23 protein-coding genes are annotated in these 23,457 nt (G+C 39.1%); 19 read left to right on the top strand and 4 right to left on the bottom strand.

Annotation, left to right across the window (positions count from 1 at the left end):
• Positions 1–361 precede the first annotated feature (361 nt).
• The 4 genes from A9970_RS13790 (at position 362) to A9970_RS13775 (ending at position 7,963) form a co-directional block, all read left to right on the top strand.
• Positions 362–3,358, top strand: a complete 2,997-nt coding sequence (locus A9970_RS13790; protein ID WP_182982709.1) for a TonB-dependent receptor — start codon at positions 362–364, stop codon at positions 3,356–3,358.
• A gap of 10 nt (positions 3,359–3,368) precedes the next feature.
• The gene (locus tag A9970_RS13785; protein WP_259655395.1) at positions 3,369–5,015 is read left to right on the top strand and encodes a RagB/SusD family nutrient uptake outer membrane protein; all 1,647 of its coding nucleotides are present in this window, start codon (positions 3,369–3,371) and stop codon (positions 5,013–5,015) included.
• Between the two features lie 123 nt (positions 5,016–5,138).
• Positions 5,139–6,353, top strand: a complete 1,215-nt coding sequence (locus A9970_RS13780) for a SusE domain-containing protein (protein WP_075991434.1) — start codon at positions 5,139–5,141, stop codon at positions 6,351–6,353.
• 44 nt (positions 6,354–6,397) lie between these two features.
• Positions 6,398–7,963, top strand: a complete 1,566-nt coding sequence (locus A9970_RS13775) for a DUF4832 domain-containing protein (protein WP_310889289.1) — start codon at positions 6,398–6,400, stop codon at positions 7,961–7,963.
• 308 nt (positions 7,964–8,271) lie between these two features.
• Here the strand turns inward: A9970_RS13775 and A9970_RS13770 are convergent, their stop codons facing one another.
• Together A9970_RS13770 and A9970_RS13765 are read right to left on the bottom strand one after the other, a co-directional pair.
• On the bottom strand, positions 8,272–9,090 hold the full coding sequence (locus tag A9970_RS13770) for a hypothetical protein (protein WP_182982707.1): 819 nt from the start codon (positions 9,088–9,090) through the stop codon (positions 8,272–8,274).
• Between the two features lie 545 nt (positions 9,091–9,635).
• On the bottom strand, positions 9,636–9,977 hold the full coding sequence (locus A9970_RS13765; protein ID WP_182982706.1) for a hypothetical protein: 342 nt from the start codon (positions 9,975–9,977) through the stop codon (positions 9,636–9,638).
• A gap of 342 nt (positions 9,978–10,319) precedes the next feature.
• On the opposite strand from A9970_RS13765, the gene A9970_RS13760 reads away from it, so the two are divergent.
• The 12 genes from A9970_RS13760 (at position 10,320) to A9970_RS13705 (ending at position 18,833) form a co-directional block, all read left to right on the top strand.
• Positions 10,320–10,766, top strand: a complete 447-nt coding sequence (locus A9970_RS13760; protein WP_182982705.1) for a hypothetical protein — start codon at positions 10,320–10,322, stop codon at positions 10,764–10,766.
• Positions 10,767–10,969: 203 nt separating this feature from the next.
• Positions 10,970–11,350 carry a hypothetical protein gene (locus A9970_RS13755; protein ID WP_182982704.1) on the top strand — a complete coding sequence of 127 codons (381 nt, stop codon included), beginning with the start codon at positions 10,970–10,972 and terminating at the stop codon, positions 11,348–11,350.
• Between the two features lie 190 nt (positions 11,351–11,540).
• On the top strand, positions 11,541–11,945 hold the full coding sequence (locus A9970_RS13750) for a hypothetical protein (protein ID WP_182982703.1): 405 nt from the start codon (positions 11,541–11,543) through the stop codon (positions 11,943–11,945).
• 87 nt (positions 11,946–12,032) lie between these two features.
• Positions 12,033–12,440, top strand: coding sequence for a hypothetical protein (locus tag A9970_RS13745; protein ID WP_182982702.1), 408 nt, complete (start codon positions 12,033–12,035; stop codon positions 12,438–12,440).
• A 44-nt stretch (positions 12,441–12,484) separates the two neighbouring features.
• Positions 12,485–12,865, top strand: coding sequence for a hypothetical protein (locus A9970_RS13740; RefSeq protein WP_182982701.1), 381 nt, complete (start codon positions 12,485–12,487; stop codon positions 12,863–12,865).
• A gap of 84 nt (positions 12,866–12,949) precedes the next feature.
• A complete protein-coding gene (locus A9970_RS13735; RefSeq protein WP_182982700.1) occupies positions 12,950–13,426 on the top strand; it encodes a hypothetical protein in 477 nt (158 codons plus the stop codon).
• Between the two features lie 30 nt (positions 13,427–13,456).
• On the top strand, positions 13,457–15,202 hold the full coding sequence (locus A9970_RS28490) for an McrB family protein (protein ID WP_220801609.1): 1,746 nt from the start codon (positions 13,457–13,459) through the stop codon (positions 15,200–15,202).
• A gap of 4 nt (positions 15,203–15,206) precedes the next feature.
• The gene (locus A9970_RS13725; protein ID WP_182982699.1) at positions 15,207–16,445 is read left to right on the top strand and encodes an McrC family protein; all 1,239 of its coding nucleotides are present in this window, start codon (positions 15,207–15,209) and stop codon (positions 16,443–16,445) included.
• A 38-nt stretch (positions 16,446–16,483) separates the two neighbouring features.
• Complete coding sequence (locus tag A9970_RS13720; protein ID WP_182982698.1) at positions 16,484–16,654, top strand: hypothetical protein; 171 nt, start codon at positions 16,484–16,486, stop codon at positions 16,652–16,654.
• A gap of 14 nt (positions 16,655–16,668) precedes the next feature.
• A complete protein-coding gene (locus A9970_RS13715; RefSeq protein WP_182982697.1) occupies positions 16,669–17,157 on the top strand; it encodes a PepSY-like domain-containing protein in 489 nt (162 codons plus the stop codon).
• Between the two features lie 127 nt (positions 17,158–17,284).
• On the top strand, positions 17,285–17,479 hold the full coding sequence (locus A9970_RS13710; protein ID WP_182982696.1) for a hypothetical protein: 195 nt from the start codon (positions 17,285–17,287) through the stop codon (positions 17,477–17,479).
• A gap of 736 nt (positions 17,480–18,215) precedes the next feature.
• Positions 18,216–18,833, top strand: coding sequence for a hypothetical protein (locus A9970_RS13705; RefSeq protein ID WP_182982695.1), 618 nt, complete (start codon positions 18,216–18,218; stop codon positions 18,831–18,833).
• A 78-nt stretch (positions 18,834–18,911) separates the two neighbouring features.
• On the opposite strand, the gene A9970_RS13700 is transcribed toward A9970_RS13705, so the two are convergent.
• Positions 18,912–19,715 (bottom strand): type 1 glutamine amidotransferase domain-containing protein, encoded by an 804-nt coding sequence (locus A9970_RS13700; RefSeq protein ID WP_259655394.1) that lies wholly within the window; start codon positions 19,713–19,715, stop codon positions 18,912–18,914.
• 172 nt (positions 19,716–19,887) lie between these two features.
• On the opposite strand from A9970_RS13700, the gene A9970_RS13695 reads away from it, so the two are divergent.
• Positions 19,888–20,334 carry a nuclear transport factor 2 family protein gene (locus A9970_RS13695; RefSeq protein WP_182982694.1) on the top strand — a complete coding sequence of 149 codons (447 nt, stop codon included), beginning with the start codon at positions 19,888–19,890 and terminating at the stop codon, positions 20,332–20,334.
• Positions 20,335–20,449: 115 nt separating this feature from the next.
• On the top strand, positions 20,450–21,208 hold the full coding sequence (locus tag A9970_RS13690; RefSeq protein WP_182982693.1) for an NADAR family protein: 759 nt from the start codon (positions 20,450–20,452) through the stop codon (positions 21,206–21,208).
• 344 nt (positions 21,209–21,552) lie between these two features.
• On the opposite strand, the gene A9970_RS13685 is transcribed toward A9970_RS13690, so the two are convergent.
• The gene (locus tag A9970_RS13685; RefSeq protein WP_182982692.1) at positions 21,553–22,365 is read right to left on the bottom strand and encodes a hypothetical protein; all 813 of its coding nucleotides are present in this window, start codon (positions 22,363–22,365) and stop codon (positions 21,553–21,555) included.
• A gap of 295 nt (positions 22,366–22,660) precedes the next feature.
• Between A9970_RS13685 and A9970_RS13680 the strand changes: the two genes are divergently transcribed.
• On the top strand, positions 22,661–23,371 hold the full coding sequence (locus A9970_RS13680; RefSeq protein WP_182982691.1) for a hypothetical protein: 711 nt from the start codon (positions 22,661–22,663) through the stop codon (positions 23,369–23,371).
• Positions 23,372–23,457: the final 86 nt, after the last annotated feature.

Below are 23,457 nucleotides of genomic sequence, written 5' to 3'. Positions count from 1 at the left end.
GTACAAAAACGAACCCTACGAATTGGTGATGATTATAGTTTTGTCTTAACCAATTTTAAAAAAGCAAAATATGTGTATGAAAATTCCTCCCGACCACGTGATTAGGCTCACGCAGGGTAATCCGAACTTTACAAAAATCAATAGCAAGGCGCAACGGAATTTTAGGTTTCGTCAATAAGAACGAAAACGAAGTCTTGCCATCGGCATTGCGCATGCATTTGCAGCAATGAGATATTATGTATCACAAAATTTAAATTAAAAATCCAAGCCTATTGAAGCAGACCTATTTTAAACTCATATTCTTTACGAGAAAGGGAAAGTAAAGAACGCAAGTAAATTTTAAACTAACCATTATAAATCAATGATACAAAAGATACATATCTGGCTCAGGAGCTGGATAATGAGTGCTACCCTATCGGTGGTGGCGGCTAATTATGCTTATTCGCAAGCAACAGATCAAATAAATGTCAAAGGTCAGGTCACCAATGATGCAGGAGAAGGACTTAAGGGTGTTTCGGTTATGATTAAAGGGGCGAAAACCGGTGTTCAGACAGATGCAAATGGCCGTTATACCATTCTGGCGCCACGCACGGCTACGCTACTTTTTACCTACATCGGTTTTAATAACCAGGAATTAAAGGTCAATCCATCAGGAATCATCAATGTGAAGATGTCAGGAAATAATGTCCTGGATCAGGTTGTGGTCGTAGGGTATGGTACAGCCAAGAAGAAAGATTTAACAGGAGGTTTGGCTGTGGTCGGAAAAGAGCAGCTCAGCATGGTATCTACCTCAAACCTGATGGATCGCTTGGTGGGACAGGTTGCCGGTTTTTCCATTACGACCGGCGAGGCTGCGCCGGGAGCATCACAGACCCTGTTGATACGGGGCGAAAATTCGATATCGGCCAACAATAGTCCGTTGATTATTTTAGATGGTATTCCCTACAGCGGATCCCTGGCAGATATCGATCCCAACAACGTCGAAAACCTTTCGATCTTAAAAGATGCCTCGGCTTCGGCCATCTACGGTTCGCGTGCGGCCAATGGGGTTATTCTGATACAAACCAAAAGGGGGGCGCTGGGTAGAGCTCAGGTAAACTATAAAGGTTTGATCGGTATGGCCGAGCCTATGCAACGCATCAATGTTATGGGACCAAATGAATATATCCGCTTTCAACAAGATATTGCCCGAATTAGGCAGGGCTATACTGGAGCGCTATTAGATCCTATCGCCGGGGATATTATTAGCGTAACAGAGCGCGGTAATTATGCGAAAGGCATTACTAACAATTGGCAGGATTACGTCTTTCGAAAAGCCATGACCATGGATCATCAGCTGAGCATTTCCGGTGGAACAGAAAATACAAAATATATGGCTGCCCTTGCTGCTTTGGATCAAGAGGGTGTGGTATACAATTCTAAGTTGTCCCGTTTAAATATTACCACAAATGTGGATCAGACTTTTAATAAATGGTTAACCACTGGTGTTGGCCTGCAATATACCCGGAAAAGCGACGGTGGTATTACGCCAAATTTGGAACATGCCATAAAACAAAGTCCTTATGGGAGCTATAAAGACGAATCGGGGAAGTATGTGCCCGAGCCCATGGAGTATTCATTGATCGTCAATCCGATGCGCAACGTTAACGCGATTCAGGATAGGTATAATAACAACTTCTTTCTTTCTGGCTATGCCAATATTTTGCTACCGGTAGAGGGTCTTTCCTTACGATCAAATTTTGGTTATAATTATCGGAACGGATTTACCGGAACCTATTACGGGCGCAATACTTTTGAAGGCAGGGATCAGGGTACGCAGGCCGGAGGTAGTGCTTCCATTAACAATTCCAATTATAACGATTATACCTGGGAGAACCTGCTCAAATACGAGCGGCAGATCGGCGATCATCGTTTTGATGTGACGGGTTTATTCAGTATGCAAAAAACGAAAAGCTGGTCAACAGCCCAGAGCGGTGCAGGTTTTGTAACCGATGATACCGAATACTTTATGATCGGTTCGGCCAGCCGTCTTGTTTCCAACAGCGCTTCCTTATCGGAATCTGCGATGCTGTCATACATGGGCAGAATAAATTATGCCTACAAAGGCAAGTATCTATTGACCCTGACAGGACGTACAGATGGAGCTTCTGTATTTGGTGTCAACAATAAATATGCATTTTTTCCTGTAGCAGCGGCGGCGTGGCAAATCGGGGAGGAAAGCTTTTTAAAAGATCATGTAACATGGCTGGATATGCTGAAAATTCGCCTTTCTTATGGCGCCAACGGTAATCAGGCGATTACACCATACCGCACTTTAGACCGCTTATACTCCAATGTAAAATATATCTGGGGCGATGATGGTACTGCCGTTACGACAGCCTATTTGGCCGGTGATGGTGTGGGGAACCCTAATTTGAAATGGGAAACCACCTATTCGACCAACCTGGGGCTGGACTTTCAGCTATTTAATAACAGATTGGGAGGAACTATCGATGCCTATCTCTCTAAAACGAAAGATTTACTGATGACCCGCACTGTACCTATCATGAACGGGTATAACCGGATTTGGGACAATATCGGCGCCACCCAAAATAAAGGTATTGAAGTCACCTTAAACTCGACGAACGTGAAAGGGGAAAATTTTCAATGGAATACGACCGCTGTGTTTTCCTTAAACCGAGACAAAATTGTCGAATTGAGAGGGGATGGTATCGATGATATTGCCAACAACTGGTTTATTGGTAAGCCATTACGAGTATTCTACGATTATAAAATGATCGGTGTATGGCAAAATGGAGAAACCATTACTGTGGATGGGGCAGCACCCGGAGCTGCCAAGCTGTACGACCGCGATGGTAACGGCAAGATAGAAGCGAGTGACAGGGTGGTCATCGGATCTAAAAATCCACGCTATACAGCATCTTTAGCCAATCGGTTTTCTTACAAAAATTTTTATGCATCTGCGTTGGTAACCGGGGTTTTTGATGTATGGCGCGATGATCACATGGCCAATCTTGGGGCCTGGACTTTCGGGATTACCAACTATGTACACGATGCCAATTATTGGACACCGGAGAATCCCAATGCGACGATTGTTTCACCCGGTTATCTCAATCCATTAGGACACGGGTACTATAAAAAGGTGAGCTACGTACAGGTGAAGAACATCACCTTTGGTTATAAATTGCCACACAAAATTGCTAAAAAGGTCGGTGTAAATGGTATTGATATAAACGCTAGCGTGAACAATCTGAATACGATTTCTAATATCAGAGAGGTACTCAATTACGACAACACCTGGATGGCCTCCTATCCGACGGCACGTTCGTATATGTTTGGCTTAAATGTAAACTTCTAATCGAATGGACATGAAAATGAAAAATATTATCACAACAAGTTTAGGGCTTATCGTATTGTTAACCTTAGGAGGCTGTAAGAAGTTTCTGGAGGAAGAACTGAAAACTGAACTGGCCCCCTCCAATACCTATACCAGCACCTACGGTTTCGAGGTGGGGAGTGCTGGTTTGTATACACTCACACGTTCAGAATACAATACCTATGGCGAAGGTGGCGCCTTCATCCATAATGGTGCCTGCCCATATGAAGCCTTACAGGTATCTACAGATATCGCCGATGCCATTAATAGCGATGGCTCACTGACGGCTTTTGCAAACCTTACACTTACTGCCTCAGAACGGTTTGTGGGTACTTACTGGAATTGGGCTTACAACCTCATTTCATCGGCAAACCTGATGCTGGTTTATTCCGAAAAAAATACCAATTGGGATACGCCCGCGGATAAGGCACGTTTTCAGGCTGAAGCCCGCTTCTTTCGGGCATATGCTTACCGTACCCTGGTTTATCTCTATGGCGATGTACCCTATGTGGAAACTATCTTGTATGATTTTCAGCTTAATTTTACCCGTACACCAAAAGCCGAAGTCATCGGCCACATGGTAGACGACCTGAAGTTTGCGGTGGATAACCTGCCTACAAATCCGGACGACGTAAAAGAAGGAAAGCTGACCAAATGGGCCGCAAGTCATTTGCTGAGTGAAATCTACCTATTGCAGGGCAATCATGCCGAAGCAGAAAAGGCCGCATTGGCGGTCATCAATAGTGGGTATTATAACCTTATGAAAAACAGATATGGCGTAAATGGCAGCAAACCAGGCGATGTATTTAGCGATTTATTTCTGGAAAATAACCAAAATAGAAAAAGTGGAAATAAAGAAAGTATCTGGGTATTGCAGTTCCAGTTTAATACGATCGGCGGCGGTACCAATTCGGATGACTGGACGCGTAGGGCTTGGATACCCAATTACTCGACGATTACAGGATTTGTTTTGGCTGACACATTGGGCGGCCGTGGTATTGCACAATTAGTGCCAATGAAGTGGTGGGTAGGTACCACAGGTACCAATGCTACAGGCAATGTCGCTGGTATTTTCGAAGCAAATGATATCCGTAATTCAGGTTATAACATTAAACGCAACTGGTATTACAACAACGCGAATGAGACCTCGCTATATGGTAAAAAAGCCAATATTACCGAACAGACCTGGTTTACGACAAAAAGCTTATTTCCAGCGATTACAAAATTCTTTTACGGACGTACTGAAAATTTAAGTTTGACCGGTAGTTATAAAGATCGTATGAAATTCCGCTTGGCTGAAACCTATCTGTTGCTTGCTGAAGCCTATTTGGGGCAAAATATGCCGGATAAAGCTGCCCAAGCCGTCAATGAAGTGCGGAAAAGAGCTGGAGCGTCCGAAATTACCGGCGCTCAGATGAATATGGGTTTCCTGCTCGATGAGCGTATCCGTGAATTAGTTGGTGAAGAAAGCAGAAGATTTACCCTGGTGCGTACCAATACTTTGGTGGAGCGGGTCAAAAAATATAATAATGCGATCAAGGATAAAATTACGGACAACAATATCTTATGGCCTATTCCACAGGTGATCAGGGATGCCAATACAGGGGCACCGTTCCCGCAGAATCCGGGTTATAATTAATGGTTATGGGAGGCTGTCCAAATCCTAATCGTATTTTCGGCAGCTTTCCCATCTGATGACAAAAAAGCAGTTGCGCTAGTCAAGCGCATGATTCTATCCAAACGTTAGCAAAAATATAAATCAATGAAAATCATCAATTATTTATACAAAACCTTATTTTTCTTAAGCATGGTACTTTGCCAGTTATCGTGCAAACAGGAAATTCAGGATATACCCAAAGTCAATGAAACGATGGACCTTCAGCCTTCGTCGGAAAACATTACGCTGGACGAAGTCAATTTGACCAAAGATATCGTCACATTTAACTGGAAGCCCGCTAGGGTACAATCAGATGATCATTTGGTCAGCTACAGTACGATGTTAGATGTGGTGGGGAACAATTTTGGTACGGGTACAGCCATATTCAACTATGAAGACGATAACGTATTGAGCAGAAGCTTTACTTCCGAACAATTACAAAATTGGGCAAATGAAAAGTGGGGCATACCAGCAAATAAAAGCTTTACACTAGAGTTTAGAGTGGTTGCCCAATGGGAGGGTGGTGCAACTTTTGAGGCACCCGAAGTACGTACCGTAAGAATTACAGTAAACCCGATCAAGACGGTTGTTTTTGATGCCGATAAAGTGTTCTTGAGCGGAAGTGCCGTTGGCGGGAGCAAGGTGGAGATGCCAAAAACATTGGAAAATCTGGATCAGTATGCTTATGTATTGAATTTGCAGCCTGGCGAACTGGAAATTCCGGTCGAATTTAACGGTGAAACCAATTATGTTGTTACCTCCGATGGAAGCGCTGAACTAAACGATGGAAATGCCGTTGGCATCAAAATGAGAGAAAACGTATTCTCCTGGAAAATAGCAACTGCGGGCGAGTATCGCGTTGTGGTCAATATGCAAAAAGCGACAGCAACCATTTATTCTCCAGCGAAAGCACTTGCTCCCAAAATAGTGACATGGACAGGGGATCAGCCTTATACGACCACGGTGACGGATTTGTGGATGCACGGAAGTATCAATGGCTGGGGAACTCCGGTAAAAATGGATTGTCAGGTAAGTTTGGCGGATCCGCAGGTTTTGGTCTATACTGGGGGTAAAGTCGGGACTACCAAGTTTATCGTAACTGGAGACAACAGTAATAACAAAAACCTGGCTTATGCTTTTAGTGCTCCGCCTACGACTGAAGGTGTGGCTCAGACCCTGACGCTTACCTTAGGAAAAGTAGCAGAATTGGGCGGAGGTACCGTTGGCGCCAACCGCAATTCTTATTTCACCATTCCGGCCACGACCAATGTGCTGATTTTTGATCTAAGGAACATGACAATTCTGGGGTTAAAACGGTAAGCAATTGTATCAAAGCATTTAAATTAACTTTAACATTTCTGAAAGTGAAAAACAATATAAACTATAAAAAAGCCTGCCTCAGCGCATTTGCTATCATGCTTTGCTTTCTAGCGGTTTCATGCAAGAAAGATAGTGCTGATAACGAAAAAGATATAGCAGGGACCTTGGTGAAACCCAGCTACAACCGCAGTGCCATGTTTCGTAACCCTTTAAACGGCTGGGTCATGTATGCTTCAGCTTCGGGGACTCCTTCCTATTGGGACACCCAATTCTATGTACCTGACTTAGGTAAAACGGTCAAAGCAATTGACTATGCATCTGCCTGTTATATCCGTACCAGCTGGCGAACTTTTAATCCTGTAGATGGCGTATATGCCTGGAGGGATCCCAGCACGGCAATCTATAAAATGATCAAAGGGGCACAAGATAAAGGATTGCCAATCGCCTTTCGTATCGTCGTCGACGGTCGCGATCAAGGAGCAAATACGCCGCAGTTTGTTTTCGATGCAGGCGCCAAGTATTATGTTGCCAATGCTTCTTTTCCGGATAGAAAAACACCCGTGCTGCAAGATCCTGTTTTTCGGAACTATTATAGCAAGCTGATCGAAGAGTTGGCGAAGGATTTTAATGATTTAAATAAGACCTCCTTTGTCGATGCCTATGGACTCGGTTTGTGGGGCGAGGGACATAGTGTCATTTATGAAGATCCAAATAATCCCTCCGGTCAAAATATTGAGGTGATCAAAGAAGAAGTTGTTGATTGGATTTCAGATGTGTATTCCAAGAACTTTACAAAAGTGCCTTTGCTGATCAATTATCATCGCTTAGTTGGCGACCCTGCGGGTAATGGAGCTCCCAATCCTAATTCGGAGAAGCTGTTGAATAAGATGATCAACAAAGGGTACAGCCTGCGTCAGGATGCCTTTGGAATGACCGATTATTATCAAAGTTGGGAGAAGAATTTTGCCAAGGTCTGGAATTTTAAACGCCCGATTATTATGGAGGGTGGTTGGATTACGACTGGTACACACCGTTACTGGACAGACTCAAGTGGCAAGTATAGGCAAGACCATCCCGAAGATGTTCGGCAGGGCGAATTTGACAGCTCCTTGGAAGCTGCTGTAAACATGATGGATTTCCGTATCGGTGAAATTGAAAGCTGGTTCACCAAATCTTTTACCTTATGCCAGCGTTTTATTTCTGAAGGTGGCTATCGTTTATATCCCGATCGTATTTATTTACCGGAGAAAGTCAATTCGGGTACTGAAACGACAATTAACCACCGCTGGCGGAATATGGGCTGGGGGTATTTCCCGAATAATATTCCTCAGTGGAATTATAAATATAAGGTAGCTTTTGCACTTCTGGACGAAGAAAACAGGGTGAAAAAAGTTTTTGTTGATGATAAAGGAGAACCTTCCACCTGGCTCAAGAATAATCCAGTCGCATACGAGTTGAAAGCTAATGTCGATGTAGCTGCTGGAAACTATACCTGGGCCGTCGCCATTGTAGATACAACAAATGAAAATCAGCCGGGAATAAGGCTTGCCGTAAATGGCGATATAACTGATTCAGGATGGTTAAAGCTATTGGAGGTGCAGGTACAGTGAGATCATTTGCATAAGTTTTAAAAGCCAAAATTAGCGAAAGTTTTTTAGTCAAAAGGGCCTGATATTGATCAGGCCTTTTATTTTAGCGTGTACTTGTACAGTAATTTTTATGATCCTTTTGCGCCCTTTTTTTAGTTTTATTATCCAATTTTTATATGCTAAGTCGCGAGTTATGGGCCTATATGTAGCTGAAATTTGAGGCAACAAGTTATGGTTTCCGTAATGTATTCTTTTTATACCTTCAATAGATTTGATAAAAAACAATAGCGATTAAACTTTGATCTAGTTTGCAATATGATTTAGACCGCCTATCGTATCAGTGAAGAGGCGGTTGTGATGTCGGATTTATTTGACGAAATAATACAGGACATGACATATCCATCCTGTTTGACTTTGAGGTGCAGATTAGCGCTTGTTACTTTTTTGCTCACATAAGTGTGTTTAATATTAAATTCAACTTTTCCTGAACCATTACTGCTGGGTAGAACTTCGATCTGCTCATTTGGATTTTTTAGTTTAAATGTTTGCGTAGCATCTAAATAGCCAATCCCATTTTCAATTTTTTGCAGGGTGTATTTGGTTTTTACTAAAAATACCTGTTCATCTGCCCCTAAGACTGGAAATGCCACTATTTCTGTTTTTTCAACTGAATCACCCACATTCATTGGTTTGTTTGGCGTTTTATCTTCAAACTGATTCTGTTCCATTTCGGTTTTTAAATATTGTTTTTCCAGGGAATCTAGCGTGTTATTTACTATCGAATCAATCTTAGTTTTACCATTTTCATCGTAATAGCCATATATCGTAGAACCACTTAACGGAGCTTTTAACGGAGTTATCTGCTCGTTAAATTTCATGCTAGCCTCTACAAAAAGTATTTCTGTCTTATAGGGAATTATCTGCTTGATTTCTGCGCCTGTAGAGGTGGTCGATTGGACCTTATTATTTCCTTCCAGATTCATCGTAAAGGGGGATGGTCCCTCCAATTTGCCTTCTGCTTTGGTTTGATATATACCCGTTGTCTCGTACTTTATTTGTGGCTGAGGAAGGTGTTTAAAGACAAAGGATTCCTGTGCGTTAACGTACTGCAAAGCAACTAAAAATAATAATGTAAAATAGTAATTCATTTTTGAATTTGTTAATATTCACTAAAGTTAATCAATGGCAATAGTATTTTTATTGCTTAGTACTGTGTTTTTTTTAACGCTCGTTTTCGCTATTTTTCGAGTTTTCCCTATCATGGCTTAAGCGCTGGTTGCTTTTTTACCTCAAAAGGGCCCGATTTTCAAATCAGACCCTTTGTTTTAGCGTATACTTGTACAGTAATTTTTATGTTTCTTACCGTTTCGTCGTTTTTATTTCGTCATCCAATGTTTTTAAAGACTATTGAATTTTCACCGTACGATTCCAATTTTTATGTTGATTCTTTCTTTTTGAAATGTAGCTTGTAGCCGTTTTGTATAGTAAGAACAACAGCAGATTTGAAGTGGTTTTGTTGAATTTTATTACTCAATGGAGCAAAATAAAACAATGTAATTGGCTGGAATCTTGAGCATAGCCATGTTGGGTTAACTGCTAACTTGTAGGAAATGATTTAGGTATCATACAAAGCGGGGCCTTAGCCCCGCTTATTTTTCAGCACTTATAATTCGAATGAAATATAATTTGCAGACTATATTCCTAATTCACCATTGGCAAGCATATGTCTGTAAATCGTTCTGCAGTTGTCGAAGAATCCTGAACAGGAATTTTCAACATAGGTTTGCGAAGTGAAGGTGTCAATCACTTGGCCACTAGTGTTGTAGACCGTTAGCGTGTAAACACACTTTCTTAGAAATTTTGCATTGCTTTCTTTTGTTGATTCGGCAACTTCAACTTTGTTGGTGTTTTCGGCTGCTGACGAAGTACTTGTTTTTACTTCTGCATTTTCTTTGGGTGCTTTTGTGTCCGTGCCTGCAAAAGCCGCTGTCGATAGCGCAGCTAGGGCTACCAAACTCATCAATAACTTTTTCATTGTTTTTAAGTTTTATTTGTTAAATAATGTATGCCTTTTGGGCATGTTTTAATTATCTAATACTAAAAGTAATCACAAGAAATTTGACTGGGCTGAGCGATTCGTATTCGTGAGAGCTGATCTAATATTCGCGCTTACTTAATTGATATTTAGTTTACCCAGTAAACTGAAAGCCGCTCAAAAATTAGACTTGGTATTCTTACATATTTTCACCTCCCGATTTTGGCTATTTACCGAGTTTTCCCGAGCGTTGGTCTAAAGCCCATAGGCCAGGGACCTATTGTGTTGTAGTTTTGAGTCAACAAATAAGAACAACAGAACTAACACTATAAAAAAGATATTATGAAAACCCTAGTAAAAACATTCGCAGCAGCAGTCTTAATCGCCGTATCAACATTCGCTATGGCAGCTGAAGGACCAGGTTCGAAATCAGAGAAAGCAAACGTTAATCTTTCCACAGCAGACTTGGCACTTGATCACTATCTTGCGGTAACCACTGCGGGAGAATCAGCAGGTGTAGAACAGCTATTTGCTGAAGATTTTAACCAAAAGTTTCAAGCGTCCAATGCGCAAAGTCATGGCCGTAGCGAAATCGTTAAATTCTTGAAAAAGCAAAAAGGAGAGAAGCTGAACTGCACCGTAAGCACCGATATCCTTGAAGAGTCAGCAGACTATATGGTCGCTAAAGTAACCTTGAAATTTGAAAACTTTACCAAGATTGACCTGGTTACCTTAGAGCGCGAGGGTAACAGCTGGAAAGTTTCGAAATCAATCAATTCGTACAAATAAAATCTAATAGCTAGTAATCTGCCAGATCGGGTGGAGGACAGGCCGCTAATGAAATCATCTATTTAAGTTTAGTTTAAAAGCCGCGTCGAGAGATGTGGCTTTTTTGATATATCAATTATGGAACTTTTAAATTAACTTTAGGTATTCACCATTCATGCTGAGATTTCGTGCAAATAGCGTGTGGTTGCTAGATTATAGTAATTATGACAGAAAAGTATACGCGATGGGATCCGATAATGGATCTACCAGATAATCCGTTTTTTTATGAAATGTATTTTAAAAAAGGGAAACAGGTTGTCTTATTAAAACAATCTGATCTCGTTGATAGGTGTTTAAAAATAGAATTTAACAATCCATTAGCCTATAGGATAGTGATTGAATCAGGACGAATGAAAACTTTGGATAATCCCTCAATATATACATTTTGTAAAACAGATGCTTCAAAATTTCTTGAATGGTTTGATGAGGAGAGTTATGGAATCTTTGATGACTTACTGAAGTATCATTATATGGTATGTACTAGTGATAATATAATTGATGTAATTACTCTTCAAGATCCTGAAGTTTCCTGGATTAACCTTTAATCAGACTGGGTTTATGTATAAGAACTGATCATTGTATCGATATTGTTCCCAAAATCTTCAGTGTCGACCATGGTATAAACCGGAAATAAAATAAGATTAGAATCTCAAGAGCCGTAACTACAGCTGATCATATTGTGAAAAAATAGAGCGGTTAGTTACTTAGATTATCGGGCGTAAAAAAGAATAAGTAATGGATATTAAAAAGCACCTACTAGCGTTAAAAAGTTTTGAAGATTCTTTAGCCCAAGCATTAAATCAACTTCAACGTGAAGTTGGTAACGACCTGTCGTTCCTGGAAAATTTTGATAAATCGAATAATTGCTATAAAATGGATTCAAGATCAAGTCAGTTATTATTGAGCGCTATGCAATTATCCAAATCTGAGGATGTATATTCAAGTTTCGAATTATTAGATATTGAAAAGGCCTATGATTTCATGCTCGAAACGAATATTAATAATTTAAATATTTGGGTTGATGCGATCTATTTTAATGAAATTGTTATGGATAATAAAGTAAAAAGTGAGCTATTGAAAACTCGATTTTATTCTCTATTAGCTAATTTCAAAAAAGAAATTGAAAATTTGGATAGGTAGTCAGGTTGGCCCTGTAGGACTAACATCAGCGCCTCCATATTGAATTTGGACGAAAAAGTAATAGAAACAAAATTTAGATACTACACGATGAAAGATAAATATGAAAAATGGGCTATTGATTTATCCCTTCCTCAAGATTTATTTTTTTATAAAATGTATGTGGAATACAGTGAAATAGTTATTCTTTTAAAAAACTTAGTTGATCACACTCAAATTCTCGAAATAAAATTTGAGTATTTTGTTTCGTATAAAGTTACGATCGACTTGGCGCTAATGAAGATGGTTAACGAGAACGACGATTTTCGGGGATTTGCGAGATCTACATGCTCCGCTTATTTGGATTCAGTTATTGAGGGCAGCTATGATATTTTAGAACGAAAAAATATTGAACATTTCGTTATTTATAATTTAGAAAATGCAATTGAGGTGCTTTCGGATGAACCTGCTACATTTCGCTGGTTAAGTAAGGAAGAGGTGAAAACGTTAGTGAGTTAACCCGTTAATAAATTAAAAGGAACAAAATTCAGGTATCAATAGTTATGAACAATTTTATAAAATGGGATCCTGTATCTCCTCCACCAAATGATCTTTATTTTGTTAATTTAACGGACAATGGTGGTAGCATAGAGATTCATTTGGCTGAAATGAAAGATGACCGAATTTTAATCTTAAAATTTAATGGTGTAATGTCTTATCAAGTGACAGATGAAGGTGCAAGATCAAGAAGTCTCTATGAGCACCCAGGTTATAGAGGTTTAGTGGTATCGGATAATTCAAACTATTTAGATTGGTTTCGTAGAGAAAGTCAAGAAATGTTTATAGATTGGGATCTGAAACACTATTCTATAGGTAATGTAAATAATATTATCGACATCATAAGCGGTGATGAAATCGAAGTGGTTTGGCAGGCGGAATTCTGAAATGGAGTAAAAAGACGAAGCTCGGATTTGCTCAAGGAATGCTTACCCATTTTTATGAACCATTAAACACCACTAAATTTGCATATGAAAAAGAGCAACATATTAAAAAAATGGCATCCCGCTGAGATGATTAATGGAGACCTCTATTTAATAAGTTTATCAGATGATCAAGAGAATGGACTGCAGATAAGTTTTGAAATAGAGAATATTGAACCTAACCTTGTCTTCGATTTTGGATTTCATGCACTTTATTATCAAAATCAAAATGAAAACAGTTCTTTAAAAATAATTGACGATTATGGTATTACTGGAAACTGGTCCTTATTTACGGTGGAAAAATCTGATTTGATTGATTGGATAGTAAAAAATAGTTATCATATTGTTAGTAAAGAAAATGTTCAGCATTTTATCTTTTTGCATGCTGATGGTTTAATCAATGTGCTGTCAGCGCATGAACCAAAAGTCGTATCTTTGTTCCAAGGACAGGCAGCTGTCCAATCCTTAAGAGCTGTGTCTACAGCGATCAAATTAGATTTTCAAGAATATTATTTAACACGGTAGGAATACCGAGATAGCAAGCCAGTACCATATATGTTAAATTACGAAGCATACGAAAAGAGTGTTTTTGATTGGCTGATGTCCAAACATCAGACAGACAACAATTTTACGTTTACAGTGAGACAAAGTGCCACGAAGAATTCCGAAACGGATTACTTTATCGGAACCCAGCGTTCGGGCTATTTTGCAACTACCTTTTGGTCTATTCCTGTCAATTTCCCAGGTTCTTCTGGCGATGCTATGAGTCTAATATTCGTGTTGGGGGAGTCTACTTATACGTACTATTTTGAATTTACCCAAACCCAAGATCCCAAAGATGATCAAAATCGTGCGGTGCTTAACTTAATCAAGACAATTAAAGAGCCCTTGGTGGAAAAGTATAAGCTGGCACGGAAAATCAATGAAACTGCAAAAATGTATACGATTCGAATCGCTGGCCTCAAAGAAAACTATGTCTCTTTGGAAGCGATGTACCAGGATATTGATGGCCAGTTGGCCGATATTATCGCTATCGTCGATCAGGGTATTTTGAGTGTCAAACAATCTATTCAACGGTTTACAGCGCATCGCGTTACACCTCAGGAGTTTGTCAGTCTGATCAATAAGCTGAACCAACGCGTCGAAAAGCACCACGCTATCATTAAAGAAATAGGGGGTGAGGAAACATCTGTCAATACCGAAACATTCGCAAACAGTATCCCTATGCAGCTCAACCAAATTTTGTATGGTCCTCCTGGTACGGGAAAAACATATAACAGCATCAACTTGGCTCTTTCCATAATCGAAGGAAAAAGCGAAACGGAAATATCCCTTGAGGATAGGACTTCATTGAAAGCACGTTACCAGCGGTATGTGGATAGCGGACAGATCCTTTTTACAACTTTTCATCAGAGCATGAGCTATGAGGATTTTGTGGAAGGAATCAAACCCCGTTTTCATGAAACCGACGATGGAAGCATGCAGCTTATCTATGAAGTAGAAAGCGGTTTGTTTAAGATTGCCTGTGCCCATGCGGCATACAATACCTATCTCGAGCTGCACTCGAATGAAGAGACGCCAGCCAGTGCCGAACTGGTCGGTAAGTTTAATTCCGGGGCATTTCAAAAGGCGATGGCCAATCAGGATATTCAAGGAAAGCCTGTGGTTTTAATTATCGACGAAATCAATCGGGGCAACGTATCCGCCATATTTGGTGAGCTGATTACGTTGATTGAAGAATCCAAACGTGCCGGACGGGATGAAGCACTTGAAGTTATCCTACCTTATAGCAAGCAGAAATTTTCGGTACCATCCAATCTGTATCTCATCGGTACCATGAATACAGCCGACCGTTCGGTGGAAGCTTTGGATACTGCTTTGCGCCGTCGGTTTGCCTTTGTGGAGATGATGCCCAATACCGAACTGCTCGGCGATATCATCATCGAAAATATCAATCTGCAACATGTCCTCAACAGAATCAACAATCGCATCAAGGTGCTTTTGGACAAAGACCATCAAATTGGACATTCTTATCTTATTAATGTGCAGTCACGCCGCGATCTCACGCATGCCTTTAACAATTGCATCGTACCATTACTCAAAGAATACTTTTATCGGGATGAGGAGAAAATTGCTTTGGTGCTGGGACCAGGTTTTGTTGAAATCGAAAATGACAACTTTTCAGGAGATCTCTTTCCGGACTTCGAAAGAATACGGAAGCCGCAGTATAAACCAAAGCTGAATGTACTCGAGGTACCAGAAGAAAATATTATTGATGCCTTGAATCAATTGATCGGATAATCATATGCAGTATGTCCTTCAAGTCTATGAGCATGATACGTTGTATCTCAATCAGTCCTACAAAACTCAGTCCGGAGAAAGTCTGCGATTTGTGGAGATTTACTTCAATGTGTTGCTCAAATACAATGATCTACATCAGGGTAAATACTTTGCGCCTGTCTATCAGGGTATCCGATTTAAAAACTATGTCGGGATTGTTCAGGTGGACGATCTTGTCATTGAAATCCTGCCCAAGATCCAGCGGACTGCATCTACCGTCAATTGGCGCGACGTATTGATCGAAATGCTTCTCGAAACGGAGCGGTTAAAGGTTACAGCAGTGGGTGAAGCTTTTGTTGACAAACAGCAGATCCATCTCTTGGATATCTATTTTGACTGGTATTTAACAGCGGTAGAAGAATTGCTGCATCACGGACTGGTGAAACAATATTATCAGGAAACTAAAAATACCGTTGCGCTCAAAGGAAAACTGGAGTTTGCAGGGCAGATTCAGCGTAATCTCGTTCATAAAGAGCGTTTTTACAATACCCATCAAGTATATGGCGGTGACCATGTGCTGCATCAGATTCTCCAGCTAGGCTTGGAGGTTGTTGCTCGTCTGTCGCGAGGGAGCTATCGTTATGGACGTTGCAAGACGGCGCAATTGAATTTTCCAGAAGTCAAAGAGATCTGGGCCGACCAGCAATTATTTGATAGGCTATCTTATAGCCGTAAAATGGAACCTTATCGGAGAGCAATTGAATTAGCACGATTGATTATTTTAAACTATGCCCCCAATGTCAAGGCGGGAACTGAAAATATGCTGGCTCTGCTTTTCAGTATGAATGAGCTCTGGGAGCAGTATGTGCTTGCGCAGTTGGCGAACTGTTCGAAAGATTGGGAAGTACGAGGACAGGAGAGCAAGCAATTTTGGCGCGACAAGACGCTTCGACCAGATATCCTATTGAAACATCGAATCAGTGGAAAACAGTTTGTCATTGATACCAAATGGAAGAACTATAGCTATGATATGATATCCACGCAAGATCTACGACAGATCTACGTGTATGCGGATTATTGGAATGCTGTAGGAGGGATGTTGCTGTATCCCCATGCCAATACCCAGAAAAAGAAAGAGCTTTACGATACCTACCATGGGAAAGAATACATAGCGCAGATTGGTTTACTGTCGATCTTGGATGCCGAAGGAAATTTGAGCAGGTCATTGGGAAAAGATCTTCTTGCACTGATTGAGTTCGCCTAGGCGTTCCGGCCATTTTCAAGAGACAGGGCCCCAATTGTATGAATGGATTTTATAAATTTAAGAAAGTGATTTTTAATACAGCTCTTCTTATTAAAAAAAAGAGTGTTGAAGAAGATTTGTATGCGTATGTAGAATTGAATATTCAATTGGCTTACGAATTTGGGGACATTCCTAAAAAACATTTTGCTTCTTTAAAAGTTATTATTTAAAAAAAACAACGATCATGTGGAAGCTACTCTTGGTAATACCTACTTGTTTAATTTTTTGCGCATGTTCAAATGCTGCGCAAAGTAATAAGGCTTATAATTTCAGCAAAGAAAATCAACTTAAATCTAAACCTTTAGAGAATGTAACGCTACCAGATAGTGCTTTGGCATTTATTAAGGCATATTTTCCGAATGTACAGATACTTGAAGTAAAGGTAAAGAAATCCCCTTCTGCCACAGGAACATTTCACGAAGTGATATTGGCTGATCGTACGGAAATTGACTTTGGGAAGTTGGGTAACTGGATTGAGGTTAAAGCTCCAGATGGAATTGGACTGCCGACCGTTTTTTTTCCGCAGTCAATACAATCTTACTTGAAAGAAAATTACAATGGTACTGCTGTGGAGAGCATTGATAAATCTTCTAAAGGGTATAAATTGGAACTAACGAATGACAATAAACTATATTTTGATACCAAAGGTAAATTTTTGCGCAAGAAAAAATAAAAAACTAACACTATAAAAAAGACACTCATGATAGCTTTATCATCAAATAAAAAAGCAAGTAATTTGTATAAAAACGCTAGTAAACACATTCGCAACAGCAGCCTTAATCGCAGTATGCACATTTGCTGTGGCAGCTGAAGCAAAATCAGCAAAAACAAACGTTAACCTTTCCACAGCAGATTTGGCACTCGATCAATATGTTGTGGTAAACACAGAGGGAGAATCAGCAGGAGAGAGCAGTTATTCGCTGATGATTTCAACCAAAAAATGCAAGCTACCAATGCGCAGTCTAAGAGCCGTAGCGGAGTGGTTAAATCTTTGAAAAAGCAAAGGGAGAGAGCGTGGGGGCAATGACTGGAAAGTATCCAAATCGATTAATTCGTATAACAAAGTCCCTTCTTATGAAGGATAACTTGCTACTGTTTTGTATTCGTAATAATGGTCGGTTATCATTTATTATATCATAATGTTTTCTATTATATTAGCTTAAAAATAATTTAGCTAATTTCTATCTTCCCATGAGGTGGTAAATGGCCTCTGTTTTGAAGTTATATAACGTACAAATCAATAAATGTTTAAGAAGTGAAAATTAATAAAAAAGTTGTTCTAACTATTTATATTCTGACCTATGTTTGTTTGATCGTGATAAATTTTATTGCGATAGAGCACCAAGCAATTAAAGGGTGTTTTAGTCAGTTATTGGCTGATTTTTTTCATTTAGGGCATAAATTTGATGGCTTTCAAATTTTTAGAATATATCTTTTTGGGAATCCATGGATATTGGGATTATTCTATTATGGCTTTAAAATTAAGTGGATAGTATATTGCTTTATTGCCACCAATATCTTAATTTTTATAACGCTATTGCAATGTTATATGAAATTAACTTAATGCACCTGTCAGTTATTCTACTTCTTTGATGAAATTACTGCTACAATGGAAAATTAGATCTAAACTGCGAGATGATTAGGAAACATTTGTTGTCAGATAATAATATTTTAGTACCCTTATTTTAAAAGTGTGATAACTGTAATTGGTAGTTTGGTTATATTAGGTTTATGGTAAAAAGATCAGTCTTAGAAAAACTATCCAATAAGGACCTGTTGCGGTATACTTCAGAAGAGACCCGATCAGTCCCTGAAGCTATAGAAATGGCTTTCGACATTCTCAAAAAAAGGGGCTATTTTTTTTCCGAAACAGAAATTGTTAAGATAAATCAACTTATCGCATCAAGGAAACAAGAGGAGCCTGATTACAAGTCCCTTAACACATGGGATATTGATGAAGATGCTGAAAAAGCTTCCGTCAGTTTCTATTCACAAAAAGCAATATGGTATTTTAGTATACTATTCGGATTATTTACAGGCGCTATATTGTTAGCGATTAACTTATTCACATTATCCAAGAAAAAAGAAGCATGGGCAACACTCCTATTTGGATTTGGTTATACCATAGCGTTAATTTTAGTATACAATGAATTTAAAGATTATTTTGATCAGAGTAGATTCACTGGTATTTTGTTGTATGGAATAGGTGCCGCCATATTGCAGTTTGGGTTTTGGGATCAATATTTGAAAGGAATAAAATATAAGAAGAGAAGCATCATTGCTCCACTTATGATCTGTTTAGTTGTTGTTGGTTTAATTATATTACGTATCATAATATTCTTGAGGTGATTCTCCGCAATAATATTGAAAGACCCTATGGTTTTTCAAAGGGCAATGTTGTTATCTTGAGAGGTATACCTTACTTACTTACTTACTTAATGCCTTGACGATGGCCATGCCTATGGCCTTGGCTGATTGAGGATTTTGGCCAGTGATCAATCTGCCGTCAATGGTGACATGCGACTGCCAAGGCTCTGATTTTTCATAAATCCCACCTATAGCTTTTAGTTTATCTTCTAGTAGAAAGGGAACAACATTGCTGAGCTTTACAAGCTCTTCTTCTTCATTGCTAAAGCCATTGACTTTTTTCCCTTTTATCAAATATTCACCGGATTTCAGTTTGATATTGATCAAGCCAGCAGGACCATGACACACAGCTGCGACAACGCCGTTTGCTTCGTATACCTTGCTTGCAATCTTTGCGATTGTCGAATCGAAAGGCAGATCCCACATCGCACCATGTCCTCCGGCATAGAAAATGGCTTTATAATCTTCCGGTTTTACCTGAGAAGGTTTAAGGGAATGGGTGATTTTATTGTGGTAGTATTTATCCTCCCAGAATTTTTTGTTAACAGGATCAGTCAGGTCAAATCCATCCACAGGTGGATTCCCTCCCTGAGGACTAAGGAAATCAATCTCATATCCAGCCGCTGTTAAAATCTCCCAGGGATGTGAGACTTCACCGAGATAATAACCTGTTTTCTCGCCTGTATTACCTTTTGTATCGTGACTAGTTACTACAAATAGAATTTTCGGTTTTCGATTTGTTGCATTGCAATGGGGTACTACTAGGGTGAATAAAGCCAAAAATAGTCCTATTTGTATAAAGAGTTGTTTTGCTTTCATATCGTTGAGATTTTCTTTTTGTTGGAACAAATCTCTCGATTTCATATCGTAATTTAACGTGATCTACATCACATAATTAAAATTCACCTTCCCATTCCTGCCATTCACCGAGTTTTCCTAATCGTTAGTCTAAAGCCGATAGGCTAGGGGCGTATTGTGTCGTAGTTTTGAGTCAACAAATAAGAACAACAGAACTAACACTATAAAAAAAGACATTATGAAAACGCTAGTAAAAACATTCGCAGCAGCAGCTTTAATCGCAGTATCTACTTTCGCTATGGCAGCTGAAGGACCCGATTCAAAATCAGCAAAAGCAAACGTTAACCTTTCCACCGCTGATTTCGCTTTAGAGCACTATGTTGCAGTAACAACTGGGGGCGAATCAGCAGGAGTAGAGCAGTTATTTGCAGCTGATTTTAATCAAAAGATCCAAACTACCAATGCGCAGTCTAACAGCCGTAGCGAAGTGGTTAAATCCTTGAAAAAACAAAAAGGCGAAAAGCTAAACTGTACAGTAAGTACAGATATTTTAGAAGAATCCGCAGATTATATGATCGCTAAAGTGACTTTGAAATTTGAGGATTTCACCAAGACTGATCTTGTCACTTTGGAGCGTGTGGGGAATGACTGGAAAGTATCCAAATCAATCAATTCGTATAAATAAGAGCCATCCCTAACAAATAGATAAGTTGTGAAGCCACGTCGAGAGATGTGGCTTTAATTTTTTGCGTATCATTGTATGTCGATGGATAATAGGCGATCAATTTTGAATTGAACATATGGTACAATATACTATCAAATGGCTAACAGATAGATTTGAAAATGGAGATAGCTTCAAATTTCTCTTCTTTTGGGGGCATACAGCTAAGCAAAATCAGGAAGTTGGAAAATTTGTTTTCAGTCAATGGTATGAGAGTCCGTTTACAGTAGATAATATTACCTATAGGACTGCGGAACATTGGATGATGGCCCAAAAAGCATTACTTTTTGATGATATGAAGAATTTTGAGAAAATCATCAACTGTATTAAAACGGGTGAGGCTAAAGAGTTGGGAAGGCAAGTTGTGGGCTATGATGATCGGATTTGGAATGAACGCAAATTTGAGATCGTTAGGAACGGAAACATCCATAAGTTTAATCAACATTGGACGCTGGCCGAATATCTGTTAAAAACAGAAAATAGAGTTCTTGTTGAGGCAAGCCCCGTTGATGCTATCTGGGGTATTGGACTTGCACAAGATGACGTGGATATTGAAAACATCTATTGTTGGCGCGGTCAAAATTTATTGGGCTTTGCATTGATGGAAGTACGAGATTTTCTAGGTCAATTTGGGCAATTTCAAGTACTTCAAAACGCTATGCAACCACCTTGGTCGAAGTTTTCCGATAAGGACAGTAAGGATATGTTTTGGAGAATGGGATTGGGTGAGGAATATTTGAGCAAATTCGGTGCTTATTATGATAATCTGTCTGAAAGGGAACAAAAGATATATCAACTGACCTATCCTCATCCTTATTCATGGATGGATTTTTATTAGCTCGAAATAGGAATGTCCCCATTTCATGAAAAGATTGATCAAGCTATTTTTGACATGCCGAATTTAGCCAATTACATTAAACATAAAATTAAATCGAACAATTCGAGTAGACTTTGCTGTTTCGTTATGCCATGTTTTTAACGATTATTGGATTTTCACTGTACGACGCTAATTTTTATGTTAAACCTTTCTTCAAAAGGTAGCTTGTAGTCGTTTCAGCGTGCCGCAACTACCTTCCACTTAAATAAGCTATAAAGTAGCGAAACACTTCAAATGAATCAGATCCATTAGGTTTGTGGAAAATTATATAGTTAGAATTTTGCTCGTCATTCTTTTTGTTTTCTCTAGATGACAGTGTGAGGTTTTTCTTCAAGTGCAACAGCTTTTCCGTGCCCGAATAATTTTATTGTAGATTCTTTAAGGTCGGGAAGTAGATCGCTATGCGCAGACAGGTACTTTTTAAGTTTGTCATTGTATGCTTCCTGCTCGGCCTCCGAAAAACCTTCGGATATAAAGAGATTACTTTTCGCGTTTGCGATTTCTCGCAGAAACTCATCCGTATGTCCTGACAGCAAAAATTTACGTAGTTGATCATATTTTGCTAATACTTCCACCTGTAGCTTATTTTGATCCATTTCTGAAAGATCCTGGGAATTGTTCAGACTTGTGACCGAAGTTGGCGCTTCTGCTTCAAAATCCCAGGTATGCGTATAAGCATCTAGCGGTTTTTCGAGCGCTGGAAATTCAAGTTTTTTGATCTCTTTGATATTACCATAATCTTTATTTTCAAGCAGGTAGATGCCTGTGTTTCTACTTATTTCATTGAGCATATCAGAAGTTATAGATTTTTGGCTCTTATTTGACGAGATCCTGATTTTCACCTCCTGTTTTCCACTGGAAAAAATGTACTGATTCAACTTGTAAGGGCCAGGGATACCATTGTTCTCCTGTGAATGGGCAATAAGAAAATCATTTAAATATATTTCATAGTCTATATTTCTTATTTCGTGATTGAGCATATAAGATTTCATAGGAAGTTTTCCCTCTGTGTCGGTTTGGTCATTTTTTTTAATGTCACTTTTACCATTTTTTTCATTACTGCAGCATACAAACACGAATGCACAAAAAGCGATTGTCAATATAAAGTATCTCATCATTCTAATTCAACATTATTATTTTAAAATGAATTTACGGTTATTTCAAAACTTTTTGAAATCAATTCTTCTGCCAGTGAAATAATATGTAATGCTGTGCTGGGGTTTGAATGTATTAAGTTTAGGGAAATTTATCGCTATGAGCTGAGTAATTAAAAAGTAGAAAATGAAATAAAAGTAACGAAATTATCAGCTTTCAATTTAAATTTGTATACAGCACTGCAATTAAAGAAGATAAAATGATCGAAGATCTTATTAAGCTGAGGGCAAAATATTATCAGTAATAACTTTATACCAAATGAATCACAGATATCTTTTAGTACTACTTTTTCTCACAGTATGCCAATTGGTCTCGGCTCAATTTGCAAAAATCATTGATAAAGACGGCTATGTAAATGTGAGGAAACAAGCTACAGTGAATAGTGCGGTTGTTTCAAAAATTGCTGCTGATGAAATTGTTTATGCATTTCCTGATGAAAAGTTCGGCGATTGGGTAATTGTAGATTATACAGACAAAAGCAACAAGAGCATCACTGGCTATGTACACCATTCAAGAATTAAATATATCGAATCCTATAAGCAGATCCCTACTGTATTTTCTGATGAAGGCACAGCAAAATTTATAGCAAAAGATATAACCGTGCAAATAAATTCAGATAGTTTCGATTATGAAAAAAATAAAGGTGATTTTTCATCGACTCAATATGATGGCTATACCGTTGTAGACAAATTTAGAGGGCAGCAGGTCTGGGGAACAGATGGCGAAATCCCTACAAGCCATTATACCTCCATTGAAGCTACTATAAAGGGAAGATTTATCCAGATCCCGGCAAAGGAAATTGAAAGCCTATTTAATGTAAACAACGAGTTTGCAACATGCTACTATGATGACTCAAATGATATTTTATACATTACTGCTGTTAATGGCGATGGAGCTGGTGGGTATGCAGTTTTATTTGAGATTAAAAAAGGTACATATCATGCAAAGGTGGTAACAATGCCATTTTAGCAATAGCGATAACGGTAAATTTACCGAGTTTTCCTGACCATTGTCTAAAGTTCATGGAGGCTGCGCCAGCCTTTTTGAAAAATAAC

The sequence above is a fragment of the Sphingobacterium sp. UME9 genome (genome assembly GCF_014170215.1).
In the GTDB taxonomy this organism is placed as follows: domain Bacteria; phylum Bacteroidota; class Bacteroidia; order Sphingobacteriales; family Sphingobacteriaceae; genus Sphingobacterium; species Sphingobacterium paramultivorum.
Note: the sequence above shows the minus strand (reverse complement) of the source record. Positions and strands in the feature narration are given on the sequence as shown.